The sequence below is a fragment of the Shewanella sp. TB7-MNA-CIBAN-0143 genome (assembly GCF_040310065.1).
Classification (GTDB): domain Bacteria; phylum Pseudomonadota; class Gammaproteobacteria; order Enterobacterales; family Shewanellaceae; genus Shewanella.
On the sequence record NZ_JBEOPL010000011.1, the window covers coordinates 114,057 to 136,872 of the forward strand.

The 22,816-nt window shown below is 42.6% G+C and carries 19 protein-coding genes; 18 read left to right on the top strand and 1 reads right to left on the bottom strand.

The annotated features are described in order from the left end of the window. Nucleotides 1-203 precede the first annotated feature (203 nt). Nucleotides 204-851: an outer membrane protein OmpW gene (gene ompW / locus AAEY97_RS10870; RefSeq protein ID WP_101086685.1), complete on the top strand. Its 648-nt coding sequence runs from the start codon at nucleotides 204-206 to the stop codon at nucleotides 849-851. 76 nt (nucleotides 852-927) lie between these two features. On the opposite strand, the gene AAEY97_RS10875 is transcribed toward ompW, so the two are convergent. Next, nucleotides 928-1,671: an SDR family NAD(P)-dependent oxidoreductase gene (locus AAEY97_RS10875; RefSeq protein ID WP_101086686.1), complete on the bottom strand. Its 744-nt coding sequence runs from the start codon at nucleotides 1,669-1,671 to the stop codon at nucleotides 928-930. A 361-nt stretch (nucleotides 1,672-2,032) separates the two neighbouring features. On the opposite strand from AAEY97_RS10875, the gene metA reads away from it, so the two are divergent. From metA to AAEY97_RS10960, 17 genes are all read left to right on the top strand, one after another. Next, nucleotides 2,033-2,977 carry a homoserine O-acetyltransferase MetA gene (metA, locus tag AAEY97_RS10880; RefSeq protein ID WP_101086687.1) on the top strand — a complete coding sequence of 315 codons (945 nt, stop codon included), beginning with the start codon at nucleotides 2,033-2,035 and terminating at the stop codon, nucleotides 2,975-2,977. Between the two features lie 95 nt (nucleotides 2,978-3,072). Beyond that, entirely contained in the window at nucleotides 3,073-5,070 is a 1,998-nt protein-coding gene (locus AAEY97_RS10885; protein ID WP_350998809.1) for a diguanylate cyclase, read from the top strand. Nucleotides 5,071-5,380: 310 nt separating this feature from the next. After that, a complete protein-coding gene (locus AAEY97_RS10890) occupies nucleotides 5,381-6,571 on the top strand; it encodes a thiolase family protein (protein WP_182744703.1) in 1,191 nt (396 codons plus the stop codon). Nucleotides 6,572-6,737: 166 nt separating this feature from the next. Further along, the gene (locus tag AAEY97_RS10895) at nucleotides 6,738-8,231 is read left to right on the top strand and encodes a CoA-acylating methylmalonate-semialdehyde dehydrogenase (protein ID WP_162023462.1); all 1,494 of its coding nucleotides are present in this window, start codon (nucleotides 6,738-6,740) and stop codon (nucleotides 8,229-8,231) included. 165 nt (nucleotides 8,232-8,396) lie between these two features. After that, nucleotides 8,397-9,554, top strand: a complete 1,158-nt coding sequence (locus AAEY97_RS10900; protein WP_101086691.1) for an acyl-CoA dehydrogenase family protein — start codon at nucleotides 8,397-8,399, stop codon at nucleotides 9,552-9,554. Nucleotides 9,555-9,604: 50 nt separating this feature from the next. Continuing rightward, nucleotides 9,605-10,387 (top strand): enoyl-CoA hydratase, encoded by a 783-nt coding sequence (locus tag AAEY97_RS10905; protein WP_162023460.1) that lies wholly within the window; start codon nucleotides 9,605-9,607, stop codon nucleotides 10,385-10,387. Beyond that, nucleotides 10,387-11,505: an enoyl-CoA hydratase/isomerase family protein gene (locus AAEY97_RS10910; RefSeq protein WP_350998814.1), complete on the top strand. Its 1,119-nt coding sequence runs from the start codon at nucleotides 10,387-10,389 to the stop codon at nucleotides 11,503-11,505. The genes AAEY97_RS10905 and AAEY97_RS10910 overlap by 1 nt, the downstream gene beginning before the upstream one ends. A gap of 14 nt (nucleotides 11,506-11,519) precedes the next feature. Next, a complete protein-coding gene (gene mmsB / locus AAEY97_RS10915; protein WP_101086694.1) occupies nucleotides 11,520-12,419 on the top strand; it encodes a 3-hydroxyisobutyrate dehydrogenase in 900 nt (299 codons plus the stop codon). A 12-nt stretch (nucleotides 12,420-12,431) separates the two neighbouring features. Then, the gene (locus AAEY97_RS10920; protein ID WP_011636818.1) at nucleotides 12,432-13,190 is read left to right on the top strand and encodes an SDR family oxidoreductase; all 759 of its coding nucleotides are present in this window, start codon (nucleotides 12,432-12,434) and stop codon (nucleotides 13,188-13,190) included. Nucleotides 13,191-13,393: 203 nt separating this feature from the next. Continuing rightward, a complete protein-coding gene (locus AAEY97_RS10925) occupies nucleotides 13,394-13,600 on the top strand; it encodes a hypothetical protein (RefSeq protein WP_101087206.1) in 207 nt (68 codons plus the stop codon). A gap of 7 nt (nucleotides 13,601-13,607) precedes the next feature. After that, nucleotides 13,608-14,546, top strand: a complete 939-nt coding sequence (locus tag AAEY97_RS10930; RefSeq protein ID WP_350998818.1) for a DMT family transporter — start codon at nucleotides 13,608-13,610, stop codon at nucleotides 14,544-14,546. A gap of 101 nt (nucleotides 14,547-14,647) precedes the next feature. After that, a complete protein-coding gene (locus AAEY97_RS10935) occupies nucleotides 14,648-15,568 on the top strand; it encodes a M14 family metallopeptidase (RefSeq protein ID WP_101086696.1) in 921 nt (306 codons plus the stop codon). A 185-nt stretch (nucleotides 15,569-15,753) separates the two neighbouring features. Further along, the gene (locus AAEY97_RS10940) at nucleotides 15,754-16,704 is read left to right on the top strand and encodes a hypothetical protein (protein ID WP_350998821.1); all 951 of its coding nucleotides are present in this window, start codon (nucleotides 15,754-15,756) and stop codon (nucleotides 16,702-16,704) included. 355 nt (nucleotides 16,705-17,059) lie between these two features. Next, nucleotides 17,060-18,652 carry an ABC-F family ATPase gene (locus AAEY97_RS10945; protein WP_101086698.1) on the top strand — a complete coding sequence of 531 codons (1,593 nt, stop codon included), beginning with the start codon at nucleotides 17,060-17,062 and terminating at the stop codon, nucleotides 18,650-18,652. A 175-nt stretch (nucleotides 18,653-18,827) separates the two neighbouring features. Continuing rightward, nucleotides 18,828-19,193, top strand: coding sequence for a hypothetical protein (locus tag AAEY97_RS10950; protein ID WP_162023454.1), 366 nt, complete (start codon nucleotides 18,828-18,830; stop codon nucleotides 19,191-19,193). A 25-nt stretch (nucleotides 19,194-19,218) separates the two neighbouring features. Beyond that, nucleotides 19,219-20,025, top strand: a complete 807-nt coding sequence (locus AAEY97_RS10955; RefSeq protein WP_162023453.1) for an alpha/beta fold hydrolase — start codon at nucleotides 19,219-19,221, stop codon at nucleotides 20,023-20,025. 296 nt (nucleotides 20,026-20,321) lie between these two features. Next, entirely contained in the window at nucleotides 20,322-22,322 is a 2,001-nt protein-coding gene (locus AAEY97_RS10960; RefSeq protein ID WP_162023452.1) for a methyl-accepting chemotaxis protein, read from the top strand. Nucleotides 22,323-22,816: the final 494 nt, after the last annotated feature.

Below are 22,816 nucleotides of genomic sequence, written 5' to 3' on the forward strand. Positions count from 1 at the left end.
GTTAAATACATCTTTCATCTCTTTACCGCCTCACTTTGTGATCTAAATCATGTGTCTGAGATCTAATTAGGTACCTCTATAGGGGTACTGCTGTTTTGTTGATCTGAATCAATGATGTTAACGATTAACTTCAGTAGGTTAACCGCAAATGTTAAGGATGCACAGAATTGCATCTAGTTGTCATTGCCAAGGAGTGTTAAAAAATGAATAAGAAAATTACCCTAAGTTTAGTTGCTGCTTCTTTATTAACTGCTGGTTTTTCATTTGGTGCTGCGGCCCATCAAGCAGGAGATATTATTGTTCGTGCTGGTGTGGCAATGGTTGCTCCAAATGAGTCAAGCCCTGTAGTCGCAAATATTGCTGAATTTAGCGTAGATAACGATGTCCAATTAGGGCTAAATTTTGGTTATATGCTAACTGATAATATCGGCATTGAATTATTAGCGGCATCGCCTTTTAGTCACGATGTGTCACTGGGTGAACTCGGTAAAATTGCTGACTCAAAGCAATTACCTCCAACACTGGTCGCACAATATTACTTTGGCGATTCACAGTCTGCTTTACGTCCCTATATTGGTTTAGGGATTAACTTTACCAACTTTTATGACAGTGAATTTACTCAAGAGGCGAAAGATCTTGGCTTAGATAATTTGAGCCTATCGAACTCTTGGGGCGTGGCGGCTCAAGTTGGGCTTGATTATCAAATTGATAAGAAATGGTTGGTTAATGCGTCTGTTTGGTATGCTCAAATTGCAACGGATGTGAGCTTTGATATGGGGGCAGATCATGTTGTGGTTGATACAGACATTGATCCTTGGGTTTACATGATCAGCGTCGGTTATACTTATTAAGCTAGGGTAGAATACGTTAGCGAAAAACGAACATATTAAACAGGAACCTACGGGTTCCTGTTTTTGTTGATGGCACTTATGGAGACTTTTTACGCGGTTTCCAATGGCGAGTATTGTAAATGTACTCTGGTAATAAACGATTTATCCACGCGACAATGCGCCAGCGTTTAGTGACATACACTCGGCGTTTACCTTTTTGCAAGGCTGAGATGATTTGTGTAGCCACTTTATCGAGAGGCGACAACAGCAATTGTGTATTCAAATGAACGGCTTTATCAAATAACCCTAATTGAATATCACTAATGGTAATAGGCAGCTTTAATCGTTGTGCATGCATACTCAAGCCTTGCAGGTAATTTTCAGCAAAGGCTTTGGAGGCATGATAAGCCACATTAGGCCCTCCACGTTGACCGGCTATTGAGTTAATGGCGGCTAGTTGGCCGTAACCTTGCTCGCACATTAATTTAAAAATACAGTTATTTGCCGCAGCAAAGCCCATTACGTTAATATCGATAGTGTGCTTATCAATTGCCCAAGGCAGGGTAGAATCGTAGTCATTAACACCGGTATTAACAATCACCAAATGGGCGCCATTATGTTTGCTCCAAGCGGCATTCAGCTGTGCTATTAGTGTGTCAGGTTGATTAATTACTAACGGATATACACTGACATCGCCAGGCAGACTTTGACTAAACTCGTTAAGTGATTCAGGGTCGTTAACAAAAAGCACCAGCGAAACTTGCTGTGCAGATAACTGTCTGGCTAAGGCTTGGCTCAGTTGAGAGCTGGCGCCAATAATCATCGCTGTCGCTGTAGACATGATTCATCTCATCAAAAATAATGACTCATAATAGAAATAACATCAGTTGATAACAAGTAAGAAAAAAATTCAACTTGAGACGTGTAGACTTCTAGCCATCCAAGTGTATGATGGTTATCTAACAGATTGACCGATATTAACGTTAGCAATAAGCCATTCTGTCGCGGTTTAGGCTGGGTGAGTAGGTTAGTTATGTTTGCAAACGACATTTGACAATCGATGATGACCGCTGTTTTTAGCGCTAAACTGAATGTTGAAACTGTGACATAACAGACATTAACGTTATTGTGAAAAGGCTGGTTGGTTAACCGAACGTTGGTTAATCAGGTACATGTGTTTAATTAATCTAAAGGTGAGACGTATGCCGGTTCGAATTCCAGATAACCTGCCTGCAGCAGGTATTTTAGAGTCAGAAAATATCTTTGTGATGTCTGAAACCCGAGCTGCTAATCAGGACATTCGTCCAATGCGGGTATTAATCTTGAATCTAATGCCTAATAAAATCGAAACTGAAACCCAGTTGTTGCGATTACTGGGCAATACGCCCTTGCAAGTTGGGGTCGATTTATTACGCATTCATGATAAGGAATCAAAGCATACATCAGTGGATCACATGAATACTTTTTATCGTGATTTTGAAGACATTAGAAATAACAATTACGATGGTTTGATTATTACAGGTGCACCGTTAGGAAAAATTGATTTTAAAGATGTGGTGTATTGGGACCACATTCGCGAAATTATTGACTGGTCACAACAACATGTCACTTCAGTACTGTTTTTGTGTTGGGCAGCTCATGCTGGTTTGTATCATCTTTATGATTTACATCGTCAGTTATTAGCGAATAAACGTTCAGGTGTATTTAATCATCGAAGAACCAGCGACCCACACCCACTATTGCGCGGTTTTGATGATGAGTTTTTTGCACCGCACTCACGATTTGCTGAAATGGATATTGAACAAATTCGTCAACATCCAGATTTAGAAGTGTTGGCTGAATCAGACGAGGCTGGCGCGTATATTGTACTCAGTCGTGATAATCATAATGTGTTTGTTATGGGCCACCCTGAATATCAAAAAGACACCTTGAATGAAGAATATGTGCGCGATGTTGGCGAAGGCCTCAAGCCAGATATTCCGCAAAACTATTACCGACAAGATGACCCAACACAAGATACTATTGTTCGTTGGCATAGTCATGGCAGCTTGTTAGTCAGTAATTGGCTTAATTATTATGTTTACCAGTTAACGCCATATGACTTGTCTGACATGAATGCGAAAACACCATGGGAAAGTAAAAAGTAAACTTGAATATAGTTATACCGGCGTTTTAACGTTGACTTCGTTTCGATAAAAGCTATTGTTAAACTTAGATGTTTTTATTGTAAGGTCGAGGTTAAATGGTTAAAACCAAGTTGATGATATTATTGGTGTGTGCAGTAAGCTGGCCGCTAACTACTTGGGGGGCCGGTGACATTTTTAGTGACGCTAATGGCACTATTATGAATGGCGCCAATGTTAGCAACAATACTGTTAGCAACAATACTGTTAGCAACAATACCGTTAGCACAGAAATTACTGATAGCACAAAAATTACTGATAGCACAAAAATTACTGATATCAAACAACAGTTAGCCACATTAAGCTCATCACAACAACGCATTGACTTTTTACAACAACAGCTACCACAAAGTGCTCAATGGCCGATTGAACAGCAAGGCCAGTTATTGCATTTACTGGCAATAGAGCAAGAAGTTAACAGTGATCTTGTTGCTGCAATTAACAGCTATAGCCATGCCATTAAATTACTTACACCACATCCTCTTAGCAAAGAACTGGTCAAAAGCTATCTCGAACGCTCATTCATACTTTACCTTCAAACTAACGACACCCAAATTTATTGCCCAGATCGTGAAGTGGCGATTACATTAGCCCGTCAGCTTGGAAACGTTGATATCTTGGCCGAAGTGTTAGCGCAAAGTGCGTATTGCCATAATAAACCAAGTGATTTTGGCGAAGGTCTCAAAAGGTTAAATGAAGCTTTAGCGTTAGCACAACAGCATCAATTAGGACTGAGTCGTCAAGCGATGATATTCAATGCCACGGCTGCTATCTATCGTGACAATGGTTTAAACCGTAAAGCCTACGAATACTTTAACAAAGCCTATGACTTTTGGGAGCAAGCCCAAGATAAACAAGACATGTTTAATATGTTGCATAACATGGTGGGCGAATCGATTAAATTGGCCTTGTGGGGGGAAAATAAAGCTCATTTAGCCCAAATGCAGCAACTGGTAGAGCAATCGCCAGAGTTTGCTGATTTTGATTTTTTCTATCAATTTAATACGGGTATTAGCTGTTGGGCTCAAGGTTTATTTCAAGAAGGTATAGATCATTTTTTACGCGCACTTGAAGTGCAAGATACAACCCAAGAAAAATACTTTGTCGACGCTACGCATGCATGGTTGGCATTGAGTTATTTTCGCCAACAACAACCAGATAAAGCTTTTAAGTATGCTGAAATATTTTCTGGTTCGGCGACTTATGACGGCCATTCCAATGAACTGAAATTGATGATTGCGGCCATTATTGATTACGCCAATGGGTCGAGTAATCTGGGCATGAATAAGCTTTTGGATACCATCGATTTACAAAAAAAGCACTTTGCTAACATCATAAATAACGATGTGGTTAATTCATCATTAGACCATAATCTTACCGTGGCTGAGTTTAATAACCGCCTGCTCGAAAAGCAATTGGCCATCAATAAGCTGAATTTGGAAGCCGAAATCGATACTCAAAAAATCACTAACTTATCAATGGCAATCGCGGTGCTAATTGCTTTGGTGTTATTAGTGCTGGTCATTTTCTTGTGGCAATCTCGCCGACAATTTAAACGTCGCTCTCAAACGGATTATCTGACTGGCATTGCTAATCGACGTCATACTTTTGAGCAGGGCAAAAAGCGCTTTAATCAGGCTAAAAAACATCATCGACCACTCGCCGTTATTATGTTCGATATAGATAACTTTAAAGTCATTAATGATCATTATGGCCATGACGTTGGTGATTTAGCCATAAAAGCGTGTGGTAGACGTGCACGTAATTGGCTCAAGAAAAACGATATATTAGGCCGCATAGGTGGCGAAGAGTTTTTAATTATTTTACCCGATACAGAGCAAGCACAAGCCGTTGACATAGCCGAGCGATTGCGAACCAGTATCGAGTCAAACCAGTTTGTGTTTAACGAGGTTAAAATGAATTTCACCATTAGTGTGGCTGTCGCTATGTTAACCCCGCAAACTCATGAACTTGTCGATATTATTAAGCAAGCCGATTTAGGCTTATATCAAGCAAAAGATAAAGGCCGCAATCAAGTAGTGATAGTGGACCAATAACCCTCTCTAAGTGCCGATTTAGTTTATTGAGTCACTACGCTACTTTGTGCTTAGACTAAAGTTTTACGCTCAATAAATCACTCAACAGCAATCATGTTACTGATAAATAGATATTGATATGTCTTATAAAAAACAACATCTTACATCAAATTTAAATGTGACATTCTTCAAGTGTAAATCTTCACTGACAATTCCAATCAATTAACATCAACATTTAGACCATTTTTTACTTGCTTTACGTTCGCGTCAACGTCAAAGTGATATCCATATTATTGATGTTATTTTTTAAGCGCAGTAAATTGGAGTGGTCATGAGTACAGAGCAAACAGGTCAAGATATCGTTATTGTTGCCGCGAAACGTACACCAATGGGTGGGTTTCAAGGGGCATTGTCTGAGGTAGCTTCTCCAGTATTAGCAGCAACCGCTATCAAAGGTCTTATCGCCCAAACGGGGATCAGCGTTAATGCTGTTGACGAAGTATTGATGGGTTGTGTATTGCCAGCCGGTCTGGGCCAAGCGCCTGCTCGCCAAGCGACTCTAGGTGCAGGTTTACCGTTAAGTGTTGGTGCAACAACAGTCAATAAAGTTTGTGGTTCAGGCATGAAAACCGTCATGTTAGCGCACGATTTAATTAAAGCGGGTAGCAGTCAAGTTGTGGTTGCGGGTGGCATGGAAAGCATGAGCCAAGCACCATATTTACTCGACAAAGCGCGCAGCGGTATGCGCATGGGCCACGGCAAAGTAATGGACCACATGTTTTTAGACGGCCTTGAAGACGCTTATACCGGTGGTGCAATGGGCACATTTGCCCAAAAAACGGCAGATGACTTTGGCTTAACTCGTGAGCAAATGGATGCTTTTGCATTAAGTTCGCTGGAAAAAGCCAATGCAGCGATTAACTCTGGCGCATTTAAAGATGAAGTAGTGCCTGTAACCATCAGCACGCGTCGTGGCGACGTGACGGTTGAGATAGACGAGCAGCCTGGTAACGCCCGCCCTGAAAAAATCCCGACATTACGTCCTGCATTTACCAAAGACGGCACAATTACAGCTGCCAACTCAAGTTCAATATCAGACGGCGCAGCAGCGTTAATGCTAATGAGCCGCGACAAAGCTGCTGAATTAGGATTAACCGTAATGGCAACAATTAAAGGTCATACTACCCATTCACAAGAACCGTCAATGTTCACTACCGCACCGGTTGGCGCGATGCAAAAACTGTTCGATAAAGTGCAGTGGAACAAAGATGACGTCGATTTATACGAAATCAACGAAGCGTTTGCCATGGTCACCATGTTAGCGATTTCTGAACTTGGCTTAGATGCCAATAAAGTTAACGTTAATGGCGGCGCATGTGCAATGGGACACCCAATTGGTTGTTCTGGAGCGCGTTTGCTAGTCACATTGATTTATGCCCTAAAAGCACGCGGCCTTAAGCGCGGCGTGGCATCGTTATGTATTGGTGGCGGCGAAGCCACAGCAATGGCGATAGAAGTGTAAATAGACAATACAAGTTAAGTTCGACAAGACCACCGCACAGGTAAATGTATACGCAGCCACTTAATATGTGCGACTGACAAACATAATAAATCGCATTACCTGCGCAGTAACTCAATACGAGTGATGTTATTCACTCATAAGATGTTCAAGGATCGAGGAAAACAACATGATCACACAAGTTAAGCATTATATTGATGGCGAATTCACTTATGGCAGCGGCGATCGCAATATTGATGTGACCAATCCAGCCAATAATAGCGTTATTGCTAAAATTAACTGCGCTACTACTGCCGAAGTAGAGCAGGCCATTCATAGTGCCAAAGAAGCGTTTAAAACCTGGAAAGAAGTCCCCGTGTCTGAACGTGCGCGCGTCATGTTGCGTTATCAACATTTGCTCAAAGAGCATCACGATGAACTAGCAACTATTTTAGCTCACGAGACCGGTAAAACTTTTGAAGATGCTAAAGGTGATGTATGGCGCGGCATTGAAGTTGCTGAACATGCTTGTGGTGTTGCCTCGTTAATGATGGGCGAAACCGTTGAAAACGTTGCTCGTAATATCGATACCTATAGCTACACTCAACCTTTAGGTGTGTGTGCCGGTATTACTCCGTTTAATTTCCCTGCGATGATCCCATTATGGATGTTCCCGTTATCTATCGCTTGTGGTAATACGTTTATTTTAAAACCGTCAGAACAAGATCCAATGACGCCACAGCGTTTAGTGGAGTTATTTGTTGAAGCAGGCGCGCCAAAAGGCGTGTTGCAACTTATTCATGGCGACAAAACAGCAGTCGACATTTTGCTAAGAGACCCAGCCATTAAAGCGATTTCGTTTGTAGGCTCTGTGGGTGTTGGTCAATACATTTATAAAACCGGTACCGACAACCTAAAACGTGTGCAAGCGTTTGCAGGTGCTAAAAACCATTGTGTGATCATGCCTGATGCGAACAAGCAGCAAGTGATCAATAACATGGTGGGAGCCTCTGTGGGTGCTGCTGGTCAGCGTTGTATGGCCATTTCAGTCGCGATTTTTGTCGGTAAAGCCAAAGAGTGGATCCCTGAACTAAAAGACGCGTTAGCTAAGGTTCGTCCTGGTTTATGGGATGACAAAGATGCTGCTTACGGCCCTGTTATCAGTCCAGCAGCAAAAGAGCGCGTACTCAAATTGATTGCTCAAGGTAAAGCTGAAGGTGCTGATTGCTTACTCGATGGAACCGATTTCACCGTTGCAGGTTACGAGTCGGGTAACTGGGTTGGCCCAACCATGTTTACCAATGTCACCACCGACATGAGCATTTACAAAGAAGAGATTTTTGGTCCGGTACTGTGTTGTATGGAAGCGGATAACTTAGACGATGCTATCGAACTGGTTAACAACAGCCCTTACGGTAACGGTACCTCAATCTTTACTGCATCAGGCGGAGCTGCACGTAAATATCAACATGAAATTGAAGTAGGCCAAGTGGGTATTAACGTGCCAATTCCGGTGCCATTACCATTCTTCTCATTCACAGGTTGGAAAGGCAGTTTCTATGGTGACCAACACGCCTACGGCAAGCAAGCGGTACGTTTCTGCACAGAAACCAAAACCATCACCACCCGTTGGTTTGACTCAGAAGCCGTTAGCGGTCCTAACATGAGTATTGATCTTAAATAGAAATGATGTTTATTGCCGTGACGCTGTCACGGTAATATTTTTCGCTAAACAACAAGACCACCTTACCTCCCATTGCACCTAGTAATGAGTTAACTGCTTAAAGCGGTATGCGGCTAAGGCAATAAATGACCCAAGAGTCATCCAAGACAATATTAGGAGTCCAGCATGGATTTTAATTTAAACGAAGATCAGCGTCAGTTTGCTGATTTAGCCCGTCAATTCGCTGCCGAAGAACTCGCGCCATTCGCCGCCAAGTGGGACGAAGAGCATCATTTTCCTAAAGACGTTATTCAAAAAGCCGGTGAACTGGGCTTTTGTTCTTTGTATTCGCCAGAATCAGAAGGCGGCATGGGCTTATCCCGGTTAGACGCTTCAATTATTTTTGAAGAATTAGCCCATGGTTGTACAGCCACCACAGCAATGTTGACTATTCATAATATGGCAACCTGGATGGTGACTACGTGGGGTACAGAAACCTTGCGTAAGCAGTGGTCAGAAGGCTTAACCACAGGGCAGTTATTAGCCTCTTACTGTTTAACAGAACCTGGTGCCGGCAGCGATGCCGCTTCATTGCAAACTAAAGCTGTGCGTGATGGTGATGATTACTTGATCACCGGTTCAAAAATGTTTATCTCTGGTGCCGGTGAAACCGAGTTACTCGTAGTGATGTGCCGTACCGGTGAATCTGGCCCTAAAGGGATTTCAGCGATTGCCGTACCAGCAGATGCAGTAGGCGTCACTTACGGAAAAGCAGAAGATAAAATGGGCTGGAACGCACAGCCAACAAGAATGATCAGTTTTGAAAACGTGCGTGTACCGGCTGCCAATTTACTTGGTGAAGAAGGCCAAGGTTTTACCTTTGCGATGAAAGGCCTAGACGGCGGACGTATTAACATTGCCACCTGTTCAATTGGCACCGCGCAAGCTGCACTGACTCGCGCAACTCAATACATGAATGAGCGTAAGCAATTTGGTAAACCGCTGGCGGCATTCCAAGCATTGCAGTTTAAACTGGCTGACATGGCAACCGAATTAGTGGCTGCCCGTCAAATGGTACGTTTAGCAGCTTTTAAATTAGACACTCAAGACCCTGAAGCCAGTGCTTATTGTGCTATGGCGAAACGTTTTGCGACCGATGTAGGTTTCCAAGTGTGTGACGGTGCGCTGCAAATTCACGGCGGTTACGGTTATATCCGTGAATACCCTCTAGAACGTCATTTCAGAGATGTGCGCGTGCACCAGATTTTAGAAGGCACTAATGAAATTATGCGCCTGATTATTGCTCGCCGTTTGCTCGCTAGCGATGCTCATCCGATCCTGTAATTAGCGGTTCCACTCGTGACTCACTAGCTTTAGCATAAGGACATAGCATTATGACTACACACCCTGCAATTCTAAAACATATAGTCGGCCACACGGCCATTTTGACTCTGAATAATCCGCCAGCTAATACTTGGACCGCTGACAGTTTGCAAGCGCTGAAACATATCGTGCTCGAACTGAATCAAAACAAAGATGTTTATGCGCTTGTGATCACCGGTCAAGGTGACAAGTTTTTCTCAGCAGGTGCTGATTTGAATTTGTTTGCTGACGGCGATAAAGACAATGCAGCTTCCATGGCAACACATTTCGGCGAAGCGTTTGAAGCCTTAAGTGCGTTTAGAGGTGTATCTATTGCGGCCATTAATGGTTACGCCATGGGCGGCGGGTTAGAAGTGGCATTAGCTTGTGATTTACGAATTGCAGAAGCGCAAGCCCAATTGGCATTGCCTGAAGCCTCAGTGGGTTTACTGCCTTGTGCTGGTGGCACCCAAAACTTAACCGCATTAGTGGGTGAAGGTTGGGCAAAACGGATGATTTTATGTGGCGAGCGTATTGATGCTGCGAAGGCTGAAAAAATTGGCTTAGTGGAAGAAGTCGTTGAACAAGGCCATGTCTTAGATGCCGCAGTGGCGTTAGCAGCGAAAGTGGCTAAGCAATCACCTAGCAGTGTCAGCGTATGTAAAACCCTTATTCAAGCTGGACGAACTATGCCGCGAACTCAAGCATTACCGCTTGAGCGTGAACTGTTTGTTGGCTTATTTAATACCGAAGATCAGGCTGAAGGTGTGAAGGCCTTTTTACAAAAACGCGCCCCAAACTGGAAGAACTGCTAATGACTCAAGATGTAATATTTCAAACCTTAGGCACGTTATCAGGTCAATCTATTGGCGTGGTAACTCTGAATATTGAAAAAGCACTTAATGCATTAACCCTCGACATGGTTGCAGCAATGCAAGCACAACTCACTAAATGGCAACAAGACGACAGTATTGCGTGTGTTGTGCTTGATGGCGCCGGCGAAAAAGCCTTTTGCGCTGGTGGAGATGTACGTGCCATTTACCATGCATCCATAGCCAATCCGAACAACATGACCACAGAGGCGTGTGAGTTCTTTACCCAAGAATACCAACTTGATTATTTACTGCATCAATTCGGCAAACCCGTTTTAGTGTGGGGTGACGGCATTGTTATGGGCGGTGGACTCGGGCTAATGGCGGGCGGGAGCCATCGTGTTGTTACCGAGCGTAGCCGTATTGCAATGCCTGAAGTGACCATTGGTTTATACCCAGACGTTGGCGGCAGCTACTTTTTAAACCGTATGCCGGGAAAAACAGGGTTGTTTTTAGGCTTAACCGCTTACAACATGAACTGTGCAGATGCGCTGTATGTCGGTTTAGGAAATCATATTCTTAATAGCGATGAAAAAGAGCCGTTATTCGATGCCATGGCTGAACTGGCTTGGAGTCAAGATAGTGAGATAAACCATCAACTGCTGAGCGGATTGTTGACCAATATGAGTCAGCCACACTTAGCGGCATTATCCGTTAGCCAACTGCAACAATTCCAAGCACAAATTGATTTGTTGATGGCGGGTGACATCCTTGATGTGCATCATCAATTATCGACATTAAACACTGAGCTTGATTGGCTAAAACGAGCCCAAAAGACCGCGTTAGCTGGCAGTCCTATTAGCTGGCACTTGATTTTTGCTCAGGCAGAACTTGGCACAGAACTTAGCTTAGCTGATTGCTTTAAGTGGGAGTTAGGTGTGAGTGTCAATTGTTGCTCTATGGGTGATTTTTGCGAAGGTGTTCGCGCCTTACTGATTGATAAAGATCGCCAACCTAAATGGTTATTTGCAGATGTAGACGCAGTGGATGCGAATAAAGTGACCCAATTGGTTACCTCGCCTTGGGCTGAAGATAGACACCCATTAGCAGACTTTACTTAAAAAGGATTAACGAAATGGCAACAGTAGCATTTATTGGTTTAGGTAACATGGGTGGCCCAATGGCGGCCAATTTAGTTAACGCGGGTATGACAGTCACTGTGTTTGACTTAAACCCTGTCGCAGTAGAAGCGTTAACGGCGCAAGGCGCACTCAGTGCTAAAACCGCGTGCGGCGCAGCGGCAGCCGCCGATTTTGTGATTACCATGCTGCCAGCAGGCAAGCATGTTCGCAGCTTGTACCTAGGCGATGACAATAATAAAGGTTTGTTAGATGTCGTGTCTAAACAGGCATTACTGATAGATTGCTCAACCATAGATGCCGACAGTGCCCGTTTAGTGGGAGCAAAAGCCGCTGAGAAGGGTATCGAATTTATGGATGCGCCAGTATCAGGCGGCACAGCAGGCGCGGCAGCCGGAACCTTAACCTTTATTTGTGGTGGTAGTGAAGCAGCCTATCAACAAGCGCAAACGGTATTAACGGTTATGGGCGGCAATATTTTTCACGCTGGTGTAGTAGGTGCAGGTCAAATTGCTAAAATTTGTAATAACATGCTGTTGTCTGTGTTAATGGTGGGTACTAGCGAGTCATTACAACTTGGTTTGGATAATGGTTTAGATCCTAAAGTGTTGTCTGATATCATGAAAGTCAGCAGCGGCGGTAACTGGACGTTAGAAAAGTACAATCCATGCCCAGATGTGATGGAAAATGTGCCGTCGTCAAAAGATTACCAAGGTGGCTTTATGGTTGACTTGATGGTTAAAGATTTAGGGTTGTCGCAAGAAGCGGCGGTCGCCTCTAATTCAAGCACACCAATGGGTTCTCTGGCTCGCAGTTTATATGTTAATCATGCTCGCCAAGGCCATGGTCGTCGCGATTTTTCGAGTATTTTTGAACAATTTTCAAAGAAAAAATAAAGGATTCAGTTGATGGAATTAAAAGATAAGGTTGTCGTCATTACTGGCGGAGCTGGTGGGTTAGGTCTCGCTATGGCGCATGATTTAGCTGCCCAAGGTGCTAAGTTGGCGCTTATCGATGTTGATCAGGCTAAACTTGAACAAGCTTGTGCTGATTTAGGTTCTGTAACTGAAGTTCAAGGTTACGCCCTAGACATTACTGATGAAGAAGATGTGGTCTCTGGCTTTAAATTTATCGTTGAAGACTTTGGTAAAGTGAATGTGTTAATTAACAATGCCGGTATTTTACGTGATGGGCTAATGATTAAAGCCAAAGATGGCGTTGTCACCGATCGCATGTCGTATCAGCAGTTTCAGTCTGTCATCAATGTTAACTTAACCGGCACTTTTTTATGTGGCCGTGAAGCCGCAGCAGCGATGATTGAAACCAAGCAAGCAGGGGTAATTATTAATATCTCTAGCGTTGCTAAAGCCGGTAACATGGGACAATCTAACTACTCAGCGTCTAAAGCGGGCGTTGCGGCTATGTCGGTTGGGTGGGCAAAAGAGTTAGCCCGTCATAATATTCGCAGTGCTGCCGTGGCTCCTGGTGTTATTGCTACCGAAATGACCGCAGCGATGAAACCTGAAGCATTAGAGCGTTTAGAAAAAATGGTCCCAGTAGGGCGCTTAGGTCAGCCTGAAGAAGTGGCTGCAACCGTACGTTTTATTATTGAAAACGATTACGTTAACGGCCGTGTATTTGAAATTGACGGCGGTATTCGCTTATAAGCGATAGAGTATATTCATTGTGCTCATTATCTGTTCGCTCAGTGCAATATAACGCGTTGCGCACTTTCATATAATGAATGTGATTGGTGTTACCCACATTCAGTTTGTTATGATGTTGTCACGCCGAGCTTATGCTCGGCGTGGCTTTTTTACTTTTAAGGATTAATGACGTGGCGAAGTTAGAATACCTGCTTAAAAAAATCATGCTAATCGTAGGCATTCTGGGCGTGATTATTATCTATGGCGGTTTTTTGTATTTATTGTTTTCAGGTCGCTCGACTGCGGCGCTCCCGTGGTTTTTACTCATTTCACCGTGGATTTGTGTTTACTTTGGCTTAACCCACGTACAGCAAGTGGCTGTAATACAGTGGTTTACTCATAAATTTAGTTTCAAAAAATCGACTAAGTAGCTCTGTTATGTCTAGCTTATCCGCATTTTTATCAAGGTTTTCTATCGCTTTGTATACCTTAATTGCCTTGGTCGCATTTGCTGCCAATTCAGTGTTGTGTCGTATGGCATTATCGACCCAACAAACTCCTGCACTTATAGATCCCAGCAGTTTTACTGCGATTCGTTTAGCTGCTGGTGCCTTAGTGTTGGGGCTATTAATGTTATTGCGTAACACTAAAGCAGGGACAAGCCGACCCACTAGCCGTGGCAGCATGTTTGCTGCGGCATTATTGTTTATTTACGCGGTGACTTTTTCATACGCCTATGTGCTACTCGATACCGCCACTGGTGCGTTGATTTTGTTTGCCGCGGTGCAAATTAGCATGATGTTAATCAGCTATGTTCAAGGCCAACGCTTAACCCTACTTGAATGGATTGGCGCATTATTGGCTTTTAGTGGTTTTGCTTATTTAGTGTTGCCCGGCGTGAGTGCGCCTTCGATGACCGGCTTAGTGCTAATGGCGATCAGCGGCTGTGCTTGGGGTGGATATACTTTGCTTGGCAAAAAGTCAGTTAACCCATTATTTGATACAGGTTATAACTTTATTCGCAGTTTACCTCTGGTCGCGGTGATGATATTGGTGGTGTGGCTCTTACCTCAATTAACATCAGCGCCGCAAGCAACAGTCTTGTCTGCTAAAGGCATATTGTTAGCTGTGTTATCGGGTGCAATTGCTTCGGGTATTGGTTATGCGTTGTGGTATCAAGCATTGCGTGGACTTACATCAACCCATGCCGCGGTTTTACAATTAACGGTACCTGTGATTGCCGCAGTGGGCGGTATTCTCTTTTTAGATGAAATGATCAGTTTTCATCTAGGTGTATCGGCTGGCATTATTTTTGTTGGGATTGCATTGGTTATCTTTGCTAAATCCCATCCAGTTAGCCAGCGAAATGGTCAGTAAAACGGTATATAAGTAAACAAATAGTTGAGCAATAAACATCAGTGAAAACCAAGTGACTTACACATACATAACTCAATAAAATAAATGATTAACGAGGTAATATGAGCAATTCAACACCGTATCCAATTGGTACTCCAGGTCAAAAATGGACCGATGCAGATAAAGCACAATGGTTAGCACAAGTTGCCATAAAACGCTCATATCAAGATGAAGTGGTGAGTAAACTGGCTCAGATTACTGGTCCGTTTGAACAAGTACAATACGGCGCATTATCTTATGACGCTGATAAGTATCCACTGTTTGCATTTAAATCTCAGCAGTGGGATAGCAATAAAAAAACCATTCTTGTGACCGGTGGCGTACACGGTTATGAAACCAGCGGTGTTCATGGCGCGATTCAGTTTTTAACCACCAAAGCACAAACTTATACCGAGTATTTTAATGTTGCTGTAGCGCCTTGCATTAGCCCTTGGGGTTATGAAACCGTTAACCGCTGGAACCCGAAAGCCATCGATCCTAATCGCTCTTTTTATGCCGATAGCCCAGCAGAAGAGTCTGCTGCATTGATAGCATTTGTCGCGAGTTTAGGTGAGGTGTATGCCCACATTGATTTGCATGAAACCACCGACACCGATGAGTTAGAGTTTAGACCTTTGTTGTCTGCTCGAGATGGCGTAGAATACGATAAAGGCATTATTCCTGACGGTTTCTACCTAGTCGGCGACAGTGATAACCCAACTCCAGCGTTCCAAAAAGCAGTGATTGATTCAGTGGCTAAAGTGACTCATATCGCGCCTGACGATAATGGACAATTAATTGAAGTACCGATTGAGCAATTTGGGGTGATTAACTATCCGGTCAAAAAACTCAGTTTATGTGCTGGTATTACTGACAATCACTTCAATACCACCACAGAGGTTTATCCAGACAGTCCAAACGTGACAGCGCAAGAATGTAACGATGCTCAAGTCGCCGCTATCACTGGTGGATTGGATTATCTTATTGGTTATTTGAAGCTCTAAAAAACGTTAAGTGATATAGACGATTACAAGCGATGCCGTTGTCGTCTAGACATATTTTAGTATAATGGCGGTGAGTCGCTGTTTGAATGGAATCTAAAAGACTCATTGCTGTTAAAACCTGTGGTTCCTCGGTTATTGATTAGCCTCCTCGCTAGTCGCCTATTTTTTATTAATAAAGGATTAAAATGAAAAATACTCTGTTGCTTTGTCTATTCTGTTTATTAATGACGCCCCATCTTGCACACGCCAAAGCGGGTTTAATCTCTTTTGGTGGTGAAAACATTGTACCTGTTGTGGAACTTCCTGATGATCCACGCTTTCAAACACAAGATGGTGAATTCATTGATGTAGGTTATATCTATAAATCTGTTGATATATTGTTTCTACCACTGTGGAATTATGATGGCCGTTTTGCTGGAATGTTGTCACAACAAGACTTGTATATAGACTTAACCCCCTTGGAAGTCACTGGACTCGTTTTAGAGGCTGGCGTGGTATTACCTAAAGCTCCATACCTCGATTTCTGGCATCGTATCGGTGGAAAAATAGTTTTTTTACTGCTTTGTGGCTCATTAGCACTTTACGTTAGACAGCGCATGCAAAAAAAGGCAGCTTATTTTAGCTCGTTAGCGACTGGGCGTGAGCGATTGAAAGATATCTTAATCAATAGCAATGACTTTACTGAGTTAGACCTATCTGTTATCGAGACAGAAGGTAAACCCAAAGTTGAAGGCATAGCATTTATTGCGGCGAAAAAGTATTTTAACAATATTATTTCAATATCTGTAATTGATATGGGTAAGGTGTCAATTGAGCAAGTTCAAGCTCAGCATGAGCAGTTATTTACTGCGTTACTTGGGTTGAATAAAACCCTAGGGATGACGTCTCAAAGTACGATCCATTATCTGTATTTTACTTTCGACAACACTCCTTCAAAAGTAGACATCAGTATATTGAAAGCATTGAGAAAACGTCAAATCACCAAAGCAACTAATTTAATTCCAATTATTATCGATTTTGATGCGCAGATGATTGATAGTGCTGTGGGCGTATATCCGTCTAAAAAAATTCTACAAAACTGCTTTACCCAAGCTGAAACTCTCTCAGATGATGTGGCTGAACCTGCAAAGGTATAATGTAATTAAGATTTTTACTAAACGGTTCACAAGGTTATGGTTGATGCCGAAAGCGGCTCTAGGTTTTCGGCATTAAATCAACGCTGACGCATTATCGCTATTTAGACATTTATAATGACGCGCAAATACTTCTTTCATCACCGTCACATCTCAAAACGGGCAGTATTTGTATCATTGCTAGGTTGATAATTAGGCCAAAAATCCTTACACTGTCGCGCTTCGTATTTACCTCGGCTCTGCCGTATGCCAGTTTCAATATCATTTTTGTTTGCTTGAGTCATATAGATGTCAACTCGAGCAATTAGACTACAATTTGATATGGGCTTTAACACACAACACGATTTGGAATTTCATTTTGATTACAACAGCTAACATCACGATGCAGTTTGGCGCTAAGCCACTGTTTGAAAATCTCTCAGTAAAATTTGGTGGCGGTAATCGCTACGGTTTAATTGGCGCGAATGGTTGTGGTAAATCCACCTTTATGAAAATCCTTGCCGGTGATTTAGAGCCATCAAGCGGTAACGTCTCTATAGATGTTAACGAACGCATGGGTAAATTAAACCAGGACCAGTTTGCCTACGAAAACTTTTCAGTAGTCGATACTGTGATCATGGGCCACAGAGAACTGTGGAAAGTAAAGCAAGAACGTGACCGTATTTATTCTTTACCTGAAATGAGCGAAGAAGACGGCATCAAAGTGTCTGAGCTTGAGATGGAATTTGCTGAAATGGACGGTTACACTGCTGAATCTCGCGCAGGTGACTTACTACTAGGTGTAGGTATTTCCATTGAGCAACACTTTGGTTTAATGAGTGAAATTGCTCCAGGTTTTAAATTGCGTGTGTTATTGGCACAAGCACTATTCTCAAATCCAGATTTACTGCTACTTGATGAACCTACCAACAACTTGGACATCGATACTATTCGTTGGTTACAAGACATGTTGAATCAACGTAACAGCACCATGATTATTATTTCGCATGACCGTTATTTCTTAAACTCAGTGTGTACTCACATGGCTGACTTAGATTACGGTGAGCTACGAGTGTTCCCTGGCAACTACGACGAATACATGATGGCTGCACAGCAATCACGTGAACGTTTAATGAGTGACAACGCCAAGAAGAAAGCGCAAATTGCTGAATTACAAACCTTCGTCGCCCGTTTCTCTGCTAACGCATCTAAAGCGAAACAAGCTACATCACGCGCTAAGCAAATTGATAAAATTAAGCTAGATGACATCAAAGCATCAAGCCGCGTCAATCCGTTTATTCGTTTTGAACAAGAAAAGAAATTGTTCCGTAATGCATTAGTGGTTGAAAACTTAGCCAAAGGTTACGACACACCATTGTTCAGCAAACTTAACCTAATGGTTGAAGTGGGTGAACGTATTGCTATCTTGGGTCAAAACGGTGTGGGTAAAACCACCTTGTTACGTACTTTAGTACATGATATCCCGCAAGACGATGGCACCATTAATTGGTCTGAAAATGCCAATATTGGTTACTACGCCCAGGACCATGAAGCAGATTTTGCTAATGAAATGACCTTGTTCGAGTGGATGAGCCAATGGCGCAAAGAAAATGACGATGATCAATCTGTACGCGGTATTTTAGGCCGTATGTTGTTCGGTGCAGATGACATTAAAAAGTCAGTTAAAGTATTATCTGGTGGTGAGAAAGGCCGTATGTATTTCGGTAAACTTATCATGCAAAAGCCGAACATTTTATTACTCGATGAGCCAACCAACCACATGGACATGGAATCTATTGAGTCGTTAAACAACGCGCTTGAAAAATATGAAGGGACGTTAATGTTCGTGTCTCATGACCGTGCATTTGTATCGTCACTAGCCACTCGTATTCTTGAAGTGACTCCTAACGGAATTAATGACTTTAAAGGCACTTACGACGAATTCTTAGTGAGTAAAGGTATTGACGCGTAATTCTGGTTTTATAACCAGTACTGTCAGTAACCAGCATTGTTTGTAACCAATGCCCACTGATTAACACCATTAGCCCTGAACAATTGTTCGGGGCTTTTTGTTTTTATTTATTCGGCTAGGCCATATACTCTAGTGATATAAATCAATGACATTCTCCAGCACAGGCATCTACTTTATGAGCATCACCCTTGAACAAGTCGCATCAACCTTGAATGAACTGCAATGTCGTACTAATTTTAATATTAAGAATGTCACCGAATACATGCTACCTGAGTTAAAAGAGCCGGTTTATTTGCATGTAGAAGGAAAAACGCCATTACTGATCATTCGTCCGGCATTTGAAGTTTTTTCCACTGAGCTGGCTACGATTGACGGGGTACACGCGAAATATGATTACTATCACAATGCTCAAATGACCCGATTTCCAACTCGTCGTAACAAAGGCTTAAGTGAAATTCATTACGGTTTAGCATTTCGGTTTGATACCACAGATGCAATCAAATTATTTATTAATAGGTTGATTGAAATAGTAAGAGGATAAATAACCTCATTAGGAGTGCCGCATCATGACAGAGCAATTTAATATCAATCAATTTAATTGTTCCATTAATGGTAAAGGACAAACTTTGATTTGGGCTCATGGGTCAACCGGCAGTATCCAAAGTGAAGATGCGATTGGTTTATATGCCTGGCATCGGTTTCCTAAAAAATTACAGCTTATTCGCTATGATGCCGTTGGCCATGGCTTATCTTCTGCCGGTAAGTGCGTAGAAGACTATGTATGGCCAGAACTGGCCAATGACATGATAAGTATCGCGACGCACTTTAACGCAACGCCATCGCTTATTTTAGGTGGCCAATCAATGGGCAGTGCTACGTGTTTGTTCGCAGCATTAAAACATCCGCATAAGGTAAAAGGGTTAATCTTGATGAACCCGCCCACAGCATGGCATGCTCGTGCAGTACAAGTAGGCGAATATCATAAAATGGCCAAAGCAGCGCGCATTTTTGGTGGTAAAGGTTTAGCTAAAATAAACGCTAAACATTGGGATAAATTACTTCCAAGTTGGCTGATTAATGGTCATGAACATAGTGTATTAGGCATGCTCGACGGATTAAAACTAATGACACGTCAAACGCTAGATCATTTGTTTCGCGCTGCCGCCCTTAACGATCTGCCCAGTAAGCAGCAACTTGCCGAACTGACCATGCCAACCCTGATTTTAGCGTGGCACGGCGACAAGACCCATCCCATAGAAACTGCCATTCAATTACATGCCACAATACCTAATTCGACCTTACACATTGCAGCCTCGATAGATGAGGTTAATGAATGGCCTGAATTGATCAGTGAGTTTTGCCTCAGTTTATAAGTTGTTATTGATGGTCTAAAAATAGTGTTTAGTTTGTTTATCGCTGCAACCATTCACGATAAAAACATTCATTGATTTTATTGTCCGACAATGTCGTAAGTATGGCGTTAACGCAGGTGGAATAACTTTCACTATTCAATTATATGTATTTAAAGCATTATTAAATTAAAAGAAACTAAATTAGCTGTGAGCAAGATCTGAGTTTGTTGCAAATAACTTACCAAAATCTATTAATCTAGTTTATGGTTCAGTGAAGATAAATTTACTTATCAAAAGTGTTTTAAAAAGGATGATGTATGAATTGGCAATGGATTAGCAACCTCAATATTTCGCGTAAACTGGCCTTACTTGTCATTCCCCCTTTATTAACCAGTATTTTATTCGGTGGTATGTACCTTAATAATGAGTACAAAACTCAGCATCAGTTAGCACTGGTTATTGATTTAACCCAGGTTGCCATTATCAATAGCTCCTTAGTACATGAACTGCAAAAAGAGCGAGGTATGAGTGCCGGTTTCCTCGGCTCTAAAGGACAAGCATTTAAAGACAATTTAGTGACTCAACGTGCTCAAACAGACATACAAATTCAACGTTTTAATCTTGTTGCTCAGCAAGACGATTTTCCGCAACAATTACAATCCACATATAATGAAGTTGCTTCAGCATTTAATCAGCTAAGCCAAATGCGTAATAATGTCACGGCCCTTAACATCAGTGTCGCAGAGCAAGTTAGTTATTATACCCGCATCAACACCCTATTATTATCAATGGTCGATAATGCAGCTAGTCAGAGTGTAGATAGCCAAATAGGTATAACACTCAAAGCGTTCGCAGCATTTTTACAATTAAAAGAACGCGCAGGAATAGAGCGAGCAGTACTCAGCACAACTTTTGGTCGCAGTGAATTCCCCCCTGGGTTATATCGAAAGTTTGTCACTTTGGTGGCGGAACAACAAACTTATGCCGAACGGTTTATTGCCGCAGCTAGCCCAGAAAACATTCGCATTTTTAAACAAGCCCAACAAGACAGTGCTATGGCAAATGTTAGTCAACTTCGTGAAATTGCTTTTGCACAAGACAGCGCTGCAATGGCGCAGCAAAGCCCTGAAGATTGGTTTAAAATCGCAACGGTACGTATTGAGCTGCTAACTCAGCTTGAAAAACAATTCAGCCAAGATTTGTCGCAATTAAGCCAAGACAAATTGTCACAAGCAACTGAGCATATGTATCTCACAGGCGCGGTGTTATTGCTGGCTCTGATTTTTGCTATTGTGATGAGCATGGTTGTTTCTCGCTATTTGCATCGTAGTTTAAGTCAGCTACACAAGCAGATATTGCATGCTGGTACTCAGTTTGATTTAACCACTCGCTTAAGCCATCAATCTGATGATGAGTTTGGCCAAATCTCGATAGCATTTAATCAAATGATGGCAGAATTTGAACACGTTATTACCCACGTACGTCGAAATGCATTGAGTTTGGTTCATGCCGTTGAACAAATGAATGGCTTTACTCGTTCAATGCAAGCCGATGTTGAACAAGGTTCGTCAGAAGCCGAACAAGTTGCATCTGCTATGACAGAAATGAGCGCAACCGTCCATGAAATTGCTGCCAATGCGGTACAGGTTTCAGAAGCTTCAGCCAATGCCAATATCGAAGTGCAGAGTGGCAACAATGATGTCAGTAAAACTAGCGATGCGATTCAATTGTTGGCTAAAGAGATAGCTAATGCCGCACAAAGTATTGAACGTTTAGATAAAGATGTACAAGATATTGTGACCATTTTAGCGGTCATCAGCTCTATTGCTGACCAAACTAATTTACTCGCATTAAATGCGGCAATTGAAGCTGCTAGAGCGGGTGAGCAAGGAAGAGGTTTTGCCGTTGTTGCAGATGAGGTTCGTACCTTAGCTCAGCGATCACAACGTTCAACAGAAGACATTAAAGCGATGACCGAGCGCCTTAAAGCGGGTGCAGCCACTGCCGTCAGTGCTATGCAGCGAGGCCAAGTACAAGCACAACAAAGCGTTACAGAGTCACAACATGCAGGCAATGAGCTTAAATTGATTGCTCAACACGTTAGCGTGATTGACAGCATGAACCAACAAATTGCCGCTTCAACACATGAACAATCGGCCGTAGCAGAAGAAGTAAATCGTAATGCGATGAAAATCACCGATATCTATCACCATACGCAGGAAATATCACAACAGATTGCTTTGCTCAATGACAACCTATTAAGTGATGCCAGTGATATGTCACAACAAGTCAGCAAATTTATCCTTTCTAAAAGCTAAGGCGATAAATCGATAACGAGCGATAACAAGCAGTAAGGGCGATGACAAGCGAACGAGCCTAGATGCTAGAACGCTTCGCTGCTAAAGGCTATAAAAGCTTGAGCGAGTAAGTCTGAAGGTTTTTTGTTACACCACGGAGCCAACTATTGTCCGCTCTTATAGCCGCGCAGCGTCTAGCAGGACGAAGTCCGTCCTAGTCTCTAGGCTATAAATTGATAACAAGCGGTAAGGGCGATGACAAGCGAACGAGCCTAGATGCTAGAACGCTTCGCTGCTAGAGGCTATAAAAGCTTGAGCGACTAAGTCTGAAGGTTTTTTGCTACACCACGGAGCCAACTATTGTCCGCCCTTATAGCCGCGCAGCGTCTAGCAGGACGAAGTCCGCCTTAGTCTCTAGGCTATAAATTGATAACAAGCGATAACAAGCGGTTAGGGCGATGACAAGCGAGAGAACAGCGAACGAGCCTAGATGCTAGAACGCTTCGCGACTAGAG